Genomic DNA, 9,305 nt, shown 5'->3' with positions numbered 1-9,305 from the left:
GGACCGAGGATGGGCTCAAGGCCTCGCTCGGCTGGTATGAGAAGGCGCTTGCCGCCGATCCCGACAATGAAGATGCGCTGATCGAGCAGGCGGCGACGCTCGGCGATCTTGGGCGCTACCGCGATATGCTGACCGCGCTGCGCCACGCCGCGACGATCGTCCCGCGCGACCCGCGGCTCTTTTATCTGCAGGCGGTGCTCGCGGCGCGCGCCGGCAATTACCGGCTCGCGCGCAGCCTGTTGCAACGCACGCGCGGCGAACTCGACGCGCAGCCGTCGTTCATGCTGCTGAGCGCGATCGTCGAACTCGAGCTTGGCGGCGAGGCGGTCGCCGCGACCTGGGCCGACCGGCTGCTGGCCGAGCAGCCGGAGAATTTCACCGCGCGCCGCATCCTCGCGGCGGCCGAATGGGCCGATGGCGACGCCGACGCGGCGCTCGAAGCCTTGCTGCCGCTGGTCCGGCGTCCCGACGCCGACAGCTGGTCGCTGATTCTGGCGTCGCGATCGGCGGCAGAACTCGGCCGGCGGATCGAATCGGCGGACTATCTGGGACGCGCGGCGGCGCTGGCGCCGGGCGAAGCGGTGCCCTTTGCCGCCGACAATGATTATGGCCTGCTGACGATGGCCGCCGACGCCGAACCGCTCAATCCCGCCTATGCGATTCCCGCAATTTCGGCCGACCTGTCGAGCGGCAACGGCGCGCGGGCGATCGCACGCGCCACGCGGCTCCGCGATGCCAATCGCGGGGTCGCCGACGCGCATATCCTGCTCGGCGATGCGGCGCTGGCGGGCGGGCGGACCGATCTCGCGGTGCAAGCCTATCGTGCCGCACGCGACCTCGATGCGAGCGAGCGCACCACGTTGCGGCTTGCCAATGCGCTGTTCCGCGCGGGCGATGCCGCAGGGTCGGGCGCCGCGATCCTCGCGCTCCAGCGCAGCCAGCCGTCGAGCACCGCCGCCGACCGATTGTCGGGGCATCTGGCGATGGACATCGAACATTGGGACCAGGCGATCGCGCATTTCGAACGCGTACGCCGCCGGATCGGCAATCGCGATGTCGTGATCCTGCGCGAACTGGCGCGGGCGTGGTCGGCAAAGGGCGACGACGCGCGCGCGCTGCCGCTGATTGATCGAGCGTACCGGTTACAGCCGCTGAACGCCGGGATCATGGAGTTTTACGCCGACCTGCTTGAGAGGCGTGGCAGCAAGCAGGCGGCTACGGATCTGCGCGATAAGGCGGCGCAGATCGGGCGGTGACTATGTGATCCTCCCTGCGGCGGAGCCGTGGGGAGAGGGACCGTTCGCGAAGCGAATGGTGGAGGGGCAGCGACGTCGCGCCAATAGCCCCTCCGTCAGCGCTTCGCGCTGCCACCTCCCCATCGCTTCGCGACAGGGAGGATTTTAAGCTTCGGTGAGGTCGAGCAACGTCCGCGCATCGAGGCCGATGCGGCGCATCTGCTGCGCGACCGGCGGCCAGACATTGGCGAGGAAATCGGCGCGCATCAGGTCGCGGAGGCGCTCGGTCGCGCCCGCGGCGACAAACATGCCGACGCCGCGTTTGACCGTGACCAGTCCCTCGTCCTGAAAGGTCTGATATGCTTTCGCCACCGTCAGCGGGTTGGCGCCTTCCTCGGCGGCGAGCGATCGGACCGAGGGCAACATGTCGCCGTCGCGAAACTGGCCGTCGAGGATGGCGTTCGCGATGACATCACGCAGACGCTGGTACACGGGTTTGGACTGATCGAGCATGCCGCCTTAATGCCATAAGACAGCAGCACAGTCAAATCTCATTAATTACAAATTAGGTTCAGAAAATGAAACTAAATTTCCCAAGCCCGCACGACCTCGTCATATTCGGGGCGGGGGCGTTCGTCGAGTTCGCGCGCGGGCGTTCCCAGAAAGAAATAGCCGACGATCGTGTCGCCTTCGCCGGCGCCGAACGCCGCCGCGACCTCGGCGCTATAGGCCGCCCAGCCGGTCAGCCAGCTGCCGACAAAGCCGTGCGCGTGCGCGGCGTGGAGCAGGTTCATGCCGACCGCGCCGGCCGACATCTGCTGCTCCCAAACGGGAACCTTGGCTCCGGGCACCGGCGTTGAGACGAGTATGAGCAAGCTCGGCGCCTGATGGGCGAATTGGTCGAGCGCCGAAAGGTCCATGCCGGCGGCGCCGGGGTTCTCGGCAACCCACGCCTTTTTGAGCAACGCCGCGAGCGCCTCGCGCTGGTCGTCGGCGACGGTGACGATGCGCCAGGGGGCGAGCTTGCCATGGTCGGGGGTGCGCAGCGCGAGCGCGATGATGTCGTGCAGGGTGGCGGCATCGGGGCCGGGGGCGATCATGTCGCGCGCCTTGCCTGAACGGCGCGTGGCGAGATGGGCGAGGAGTGAGGAGGTGTCGTTGAACATGGTCCGCCATGTGGCGTTTTGCGTGCTTCAGCGCAAGTGTTGCGAACGGTTCGCAACACTTTTTGGCCCGGCCGAAACGGTTTCAGGCGCAATTAGATTCTTCCCATACGCAATTTTCGCGCTAGGTTGCCCCATTCGCGCGGCGGAAGCCCGCGCTCAAGATAATCAAAATAAGGGACGCTTTGATGAAAGAGATTGGCCTTTGGGACGGAGGGGATTGGACCTTCGTCATTGCGCTAGTGTTGCTCGGCGCATTTCTGACGGTCGGCGCGTTGATCGCCGGCAGCAAGAAGCCAGAATTCGCCGGCCATCCCAAGGGTCTTTACATGCTCTTCTTCGCCGAGATGTGGGAGCGTTTCTCCTATTACGGCATGCGCGCGATCCTGATCCTCTATCTGACACAGCACTGGCTGTTTAGCGACGGTAAGTCGAATCTGATCTATGGCGCTTATACCAGCCTCGTCTATATCACTCCGGTGCTGGGCGGTTATCTCGCCGACCGCTATCTGGGACAGCGCAAGGCGGTGCTGTTCGGCGGCGTCCTGCTCGCTTTCGGCCATTTGTTCATGGCATTCGAAGGCGTCGGCGGACAAGAGGACGCGACGATCAACGTCTTCTGGCTTGCGCTCGCGCTGATCATCGTCGGATCGGGCTTTTTGAAGGCCAATATCTCGGTGATGGTTGGCCAGCTTTACCGCCTGACCGACATGCGCCGCGATGCAGCCTACACCATATTCTATATGGGCATTAACACCGGCGCCGCGATCGGCACGGTCCTTGTCGGTTATTTGGGGCAGAAGCTCGGCTGGGCCTATGGTTTCGGCCTTGCAGGCATCGGTATGATCGCCGGCCTGATCGTCTTCGTCCTCGGTAAAAAGGTTCTGCTCGGAGCCGGCGAAGCGCCCGCGCCGCTGAGCAGGCAGAAGGAATGGGTGTTGTACGGGACGGGCATCGTCGCCGTCGTGGTGATGTGGGGACTGGTGCAATATCAGGACGTCATCCAGAATCTGCTGCTCGTTTCGGGCACGCTTCTGCTCGTTTATGTCGCTGCGATTGCTGCCCTCCAGCTGCCCTATGGGAAAATGGGCAGCGCGCCGAGCGACAGCCGTGCGATCATTCTTGCCGGCATGCTGGCGATGCTGTTCCTGCCTTTGTCCAACGCGATGAGCCTTGCGACGTCGAATGAAGGCACCAAGCTGCTGGGCTTGACCGTTGCACAGCTGGTTTATGTTTCCGGTATCGTCGTGGTTCTGATCGGGCTGGGAATCGAGAAGTTCCGGGTCGAAAACCACGCGCGCGACCGAATTTACGCAATCCTGTTCCTTATTGCGCTGAACCCGCTTTTCTGGGGTCTGTTCGAACAGGCGGGAGGCAGTTTCAATCTCTATACCGATCGCTTCGTCGACATCGGCGCGGTCCCGGCCTCGCTGTTCCAGTCGATCAACCCGATCTACATCATCATTTTCGCGCCCTTCTTTGCGGCGCTCTGGCAATGGCTCGGCAAAAAAGGTCTCGAACCTTCGGCACCCGCCAAGTTTGCGCTGGCGCTGGCGCAGGTCGGACTTGGTTTCCTTGTCTTCGTTTGGGGAGCGAAAAGCGTGGGGGTCGAGGCGATGACCCCGGTGGTCTTCGTATTCCTGCTCTACTTGCTCCACACAACTGGTGAGCTCTGCCTCTCGCCGGTCGGCCTGAGCGCCATGAACCGGCTGGCGCCGAGTTTCATGGCGTCGCTGATCATGGGTGCCTGGTTCTATATGACCGCGGTCGGCAATTTCGTCGCGGGCAAAATCGGCGAAGCGACCGGCGGCGAGAGCGGCGACATGACCAAGGAAGCGACGCTTGCCATCTATGACAAGATCGGCTGGATCACGCTGGGGGTCAGTGTCGTCGTCCTCGCGCTGTCGCCGATCGTGAAGCGGTGGATGCATGTCGACACGCTGCGCGACCGCGATCGCGACGGGGGCATTGCGGGCACGGGCGAACTCGGCGAGCCGCAAGCGGCTGGCATCCATCCCGAACCCAAGGGGGCGTAACCATGATCCGTGGTGTGAAGGGCAGCCTGCTGGCTGCGGTATCGCTGGCGCTTGTCGGTTGCGCGGCGAGCGGCGGCGAAACGGCCTCGGCGAGCGACAAGCCCGCCGAGAAGCCGGTCAAGTTCAACAAGGATCCCTATCCGTCGACGTACAAGGGATATCCGGCCCGCCTGACGGTGGTGAAGGGTGTCACGATCTTCGACGGCGAGGGCGGGCGGATCGACAATGGGTCGATCGTGATGACGAGCGGCAAGGTTTCGGCGGTAGGCGGCCCCGGCATGGAGCTGCCGACCGACGCTGACGTGATCGACGGCACGGGCAAGTTCCTCACCCCCGGCATCATCGACATCCACAGCCACCTCGGCGACTATCCTTCGCCCGGCGTCGATGCGCATTCGGATGGCAATGAGGCGACGTCGCCGACGACGCCCGAAGTCTGGTCCGAACATAGCGTCTGGCCGCAAGACCCGGGGTTCAGCCGCGCGCTCGCCAATGGCGGGGTGACCTCGCTCCAGATCCTGCCGGGCAGCGCGAACCTGATGGGCGGGCGTTCGATCACGCTCAAGAATGTGCCGTCGCGCACTGTCCAGGGGATGAAGTTCCCCGGCGCGCCCTATGGCCTGAAAATGGCGTGCGGCGAAAATCCGAAGCGCGTCTATGGCGGCAAGGGGCGCGCGCCCTCGACCCGCATGGGCAATTTCGCGGTGAACCGCGCGACATGGCAAAAGGCGGCGGCGTACAAGAAGAAGATGGACGACGGGAAGGCCGTCGACCGCGACCTCGCGATGGAGACGCTAGCGGGCGTGCTGTCGGGCGAGATCCTCGTCCACAACCATTGCTACCGCGCCGACGAGATGGCGCTCGTCATCGATATGTCGAAGGAGTTCGGCTACAAGGTGTCGACCTTCCACCACGCGGTCGAGGCGTACAAGATCGCCGATATCCTTCAGAAGGAAGGCATTTGCTCGGCGATGTGGGCCGATTGGTGGGGCTTCAAGATGGAAGCCTATGACAGCGTCAACGAGAATATTCCGCTCGTCTACAAGGCCGGTGCGTGCACGATCGTCCATTCGGATGACGCCAACCAGATCCAGCGGCTCAATCAGGAAGCCGCCAAGGCGCGCGCCGCGGGGCGCCGCATCGGGATCGACGTCAGCGACGAGATGGCATGGACCTGGCTGTCGTATAATCCGGCAAAGGCATTGGGTATCGGGGACAAGACGGGCAGCCTGAAGCCGGGCAAGATGGCCGACGTCGTGTTGTGGAACGGCAATCCGTTCAGCGCGTACACGCGCCCCGAAAAGGTATGGATCGACGGGGCTTTGATGTTCGACGCGACCGATCCCAAGCGCCGTCCGGTGAGCGATTTCGAGCTGGGCCAGCCGGGCGAAGGAGACGTGAAATGAGCGCTCTCCTGAACATCCGGTCCTTCCTTTCCCGCGCCCCTGCGAAGGCAGGGGCCCATCACCTGCGCCCTCGTTCCTTCGCCGCCGTTCGCTTCATACCGACGGGCCCGAAGATGGGCCCCTGCCTTCGCAGGGGCGCGGCGGGATTAGGGGGCGCGCTGGCCGCCGCCTTGGCTTTGGCCACCCCCGCCGCGGCGCAGGACGTCGCGATCGTCAATGCAAAGCTCGTCATCGGCGACGGCAGCGCGCCGGTCGAGGGCGGCACGGTGGTCGTGCGCGGTGGCAAGGTTGTCGCCGCGGGTGCCGGCGTCGCCGTGCCTTCGGGTGTCGAGCGTGTCGATGCGCAGGGTCGCTATGTCACGCCGGGCATCGTCGCGGCGTTCAGCCGCGTCGGGCTGACCGAAGTCGATGCTGTCAGCGGCACCAACGACCGGTCGGCGCCGCGCACGCGCTTCTCGGCGGGGCTCGACATTGCGCCCGCGCTGAATCCGATGGGGTCTCCCGTCGCGGTGAACCGCGCGTCGGGCGTGACGCGTGCGATCGTCGCGCCGGGCAGCAGCAGCAATCTGTTCGCCGGGCAGGGCGCGGTCGTCGACCTCGCCGACGATATGGACATGGTGACGCGCCCGCGCGCGCTGCAATATGTCGCGTTCGGCGAGGATGGCTCGGCGAAGGCGGGGGGCAGCCGCGCGGCGACCTTCCTGCTCTTCCGTGAACAATTGCTCGCGGCGCGCAGCTATGCCCGCAACCCCGCGACGCTCGCCGAATGGGGCAATGACGCGATGATCCAGCGCGCCGATGCCGATGCGCTCGTCCGCGTGATCGACGGCACGACGCCTTTGTTCGTTCGCGTCGACCGCGCCGCCGACATCGTCAATGTCATCAAGCTGAAGGGCGAATTTCCCGCGCTGAAGCTGGTGCTCGTCGGGGTGACCGAAGGCTGGCTCGTCGCGCGCGACATCGCGGCGGCGAAGGTGCCGGTGCTCGTCTCGCCGCTCACCGACCTGCCGTCGACCTTCGAACAGCTCGGCGCGACGCAATCGAACGCGGGCCGGCTCAAGGCCGCCGGCGTCGATGTGTCGGTCGGCGTGTTCGACGATGATGACGCGCACAAGATGGGTTATGCGACGCAATATGCGGGCAACCTCGTCGGCCTCGCGCGCGTTCCGGGCGCGAGCGGCATGACGTGGGATCAGGCGTTCGCGTCGATCAGCAGCGTTCCGGCGCGCGCCGTCGGCATGGAAGCCAGCATCGGATCGCTGCGTCCCGGCCGTGCCGGCGACGTCGTGATCTGGGACAATGACCCGCTCGAACTCGGCAGCCGCCCGACCGCGGTCTGGATCGACGGCAAGGCGCAGTCGCTGACGACGCGGCAGGACCGCCTCCGGGATCGCTATGCGACCCCGCAGGAAGGGGCATTGCCCAAGGCATACGACCGATAGGGCAGGGCGGGCGTTTCACCGCCTGGCCCATCCCTTGCCTCTATGTTGACACTGTTACCTTTGTCGCGCAAACACTGTCGGTGAACGCAATCCGAGTCGCGCGCAGCGGCGGCTTGGGCGATAGAGATGACATTGCTGGAGGAGGGAGTGGTCATGCAACCGATGTCGCTTTTGATCGCGACCTGCGTCCTGTTCGTCGGCTCGCACCTCGCTTTGTCGCATCCGCTTCGAGGCGGGCTCGCGGGGCGGCTGGGCGAGCGGGGATTCCAGATCACCTATTCGATCGTCGCGATCGCGACGTTCATCATGGTGGTGCAGGCATGGCGCGGGATGCCGCCCGAGCCGCCCTTATGGATGGTCGACGATCCGCTGTGGATCCTCGCGTCGCTGATCGTGCTCTTCGCGAGCATATTGTTCATCGGATCGCTGATCGGTAACCCGGCACTGCCCGCGCCGGGCGCGGCGAAGGCGGCGCAGGCCGCGCCGCGCGGCGTGTTCGCGATCACGCGGCACCCGATGATGTGGGGCTTCGCGCTGTGGGCCTTTGCGCACGCCATGGTGATGCCGACCAGCGCGCAGATCGTCCTGTCCGCCACCATCGTCTTCCTCGCGCTTGTCGGTTCGGCGGGGCAGGATGCGAAGAAGGCGCGGCTGATGGGCGACGCCTGGCGGCATTGGGCGGCGCGGACGAGTTTCGTCCCGTTCGCGCGGCAAATCGGGGGCGCGGCGCCATGGGACGACACGATCCCGCGGCCGCATGCGCTGTTCGGCGGATTCCTATTGTGGATCGTCGCGACCTGGGCGCACGGTGCGCTGGGCTATATGGTCGCGGGTATCTGGCGCTGGGTGGGATAGGATCGGTATGAACGCGAGCACGCATCTCAACGATCTGTCGCTGCGGCTGCTCGGCCGCGCCTTCGACGAGCTCGACCCCGGGGAGCGCCGGGTGGTCGAGTCGATCGCAAAGCGCGCGCCCAGCAGCCGCGATGCCGCCGACATCGGGGATGCGCAGGCGAGCACTGGCGACCGGCTGGCCGACCGCGTTGCGGCGGTCGGCGGGTCGTGGGGCTTCATCATCGTCTTTGCGCTGATCCTGTTCGGCTGGATGCTGCTTAGTTCGGAAATACTTCAGCGCTTCGGCCTCGCGTTCGACCCCTATCCCTTCATCTTCCTGAACCTGATGCTCTCGACGCTCGCCGCGATCCAGGCGCCGATCATCATGATGAGCCAGAACCGGCAGGCGTCAAAGGATCGCCTGACCGCCAGCGTCGACTATGAAATCAACCTGCGCGCCGAGCTGGAGATCATGCGATTGCACGAGAAGCTCGATCAGATGCGGATCGCCGAGCTGGCGGAGAAGGTCGACGCGCTGTGTGTGCGGCTGGATTCGAAGGGGTAGTCGAGCAGGGATGTCGGTTTTGGTGGGGAGAGCCGCCAGCCTCCATTTTCGTCATCCCCGCGAAAGCGGGGACCCAGAGCGTCCGTCGGCTGGCCTAGCCCTGGGTTCCCGCTTTCGGGGGAATGACGAAGTATTAGAAACCGGGCGTCCGCTTCCGGTCGTTAACGGCCTCTTCGGTGATGCGCCTACAACCGCACCATCCGCATCCCCATCTCGCCATAGCGCGGACCGCTCGTTCCGCCCTTAGGCGCGGCGGCGTTGATCGCGGCGAGGTCGTCGGCGGTCAGCGTAACCTCTGCAGCCCCAACGCTGTCCTCCATCGTCGCGCGGCGTTTGGTGCCGGGGATCGGGACGATGTCGTCGCCTTGCGCGAGCAGCCACGCGAGCGCGACCTGCGCCTTCGATACGCCATGCTTGTCCGCAACCGCGCCGATCGCGTCGACGATCGCGAGGTTAGCGGGCAGATTTTCCTCCGAATAGCGGGGGTCGTTGCGGCGCCAGTCGGTTTCGGGCAGCTCGTCGCGGCTGCGCACCGCGCCGGCGAGGAAGCCGCGGCCGAGCGGCGAATAGGGGACGAAGCCGATGCCGTTTTCGCGGCACGCGCCGAGGATCTCGTCCTCGATA

The 9,305-nt window shown here is 65.3% G+C and carries 9 protein-coding genes; 6 read left to right on the top strand and 3 right to left on the bottom strand.

Going from position 1 to position 9,305, the window contains the following annotated elements:
* On the top strand, positions 1-1,256 hold a 1,256-nt coding region (locus VJ811_RS07950), incomplete at its 5' end, for a tetratricopeptide repeat protein (RefSeq protein ID WP_324071727.1).
* A 144-nt stretch (positions 1,257-1,400) separates the two neighbouring features.
* On the opposite strand, the gene VJ811_RS07945 is transcribed toward VJ811_RS07950, so the two are convergent.
* The gene (locus VJ811_RS07945) at positions 1,401-1,748 is read right to left on the bottom strand and encodes a GntR family transcriptional regulator (protein ID WP_056374231.1); all 348 of its coding nucleotides are present in this window, start codon (positions 1,746-1,748) and stop codon (positions 1,401-1,403) included.
* A 71-nt stretch (positions 1,749-1,819) separates the two neighbouring features.
* Positions 1,820-2,401 (bottom strand): nitroreductase, encoded by a 582-nt coding sequence (locus tag VJ811_RS07940; RefSeq protein WP_324071726.1) that lies wholly within the window; start codon positions 2,399-2,401, stop codon positions 1,820-1,822.
* Positions 2,402-2,586: 185 nt separating this feature from the next.
* Between VJ811_RS07940 and VJ811_RS07935 the strand changes: the two genes are divergently transcribed.
* The 5 genes from VJ811_RS07935 (at position 2,587) to VJ811_RS07915 (ending at position 8,681) form a co-directional block, all read left to right on the top strand.
* Entirely contained in the window at positions 2,587-4,434 is a 1,848-nt protein-coding gene (locus VJ811_RS07935) for a peptide MFS transporter (protein ID WP_324071725.1), read from the top strand.
* A gap of 2 nt (positions 4,435-4,436) precedes the next feature.
* Positions 4,437-5,840, top strand: a complete 1,404-nt coding sequence (locus VJ811_RS07930) for an amidohydrolase (protein ID WP_324071724.1) — start codon at positions 4,437-4,439, stop codon at positions 5,838-5,840.
* Positions 5,841-5,953: 113 nt separating this feature from the next.
* The gene (locus VJ811_RS07925; protein ID WP_414711923.1) at positions 5,954-7,282 is read left to right on the top strand and encodes an amidohydrolase family protein; all 1,329 of its coding nucleotides are present in this window, start codon (positions 5,954-5,956) and stop codon (positions 7,280-7,282) included.
* Between the two features lie 153 nt (positions 7,283-7,435).
* Positions 7,436-8,137 (top strand): NnrU family protein, encoded by a 702-nt coding sequence (locus VJ811_RS07920; protein ID WP_324071723.1) that lies wholly within the window; start codon positions 7,436-7,438, stop codon positions 8,135-8,137.
* Between the two features lie 7 nt (positions 8,138-8,144).
* Entirely contained in the window at positions 8,145-8,681 is a 537-nt protein-coding gene (locus tag VJ811_RS07915; RefSeq protein WP_324071721.1) for a DUF1003 domain-containing protein, read from the top strand.
* Positions 8,682-8,866: 185 nt separating this feature from the next.
* Here the strand turns inward: VJ811_RS07915 and VJ811_RS07910 are convergent.
* A partial coding sequence (locus VJ811_RS07910; RefSeq protein ID WP_324071720.1) for an aldo/keto reductase occupies positions 8,867-9,305 on the bottom strand: 439 nt, incomplete at its 5' end.

It is taken from the genome of Sphingopyxis sp. (assembly GCF_035250425.1).
Lineage (GTDB): Bacteria > Pseudomonadota > Alphaproteobacteria > Sphingomonadales > Sphingomonadaceae > Sphingopyxis.
The sequence above is the reverse complement of the archived record's forward strand: the minus strand, read 5'-3'. Positions and strand labels throughout refer to the sequence as shown.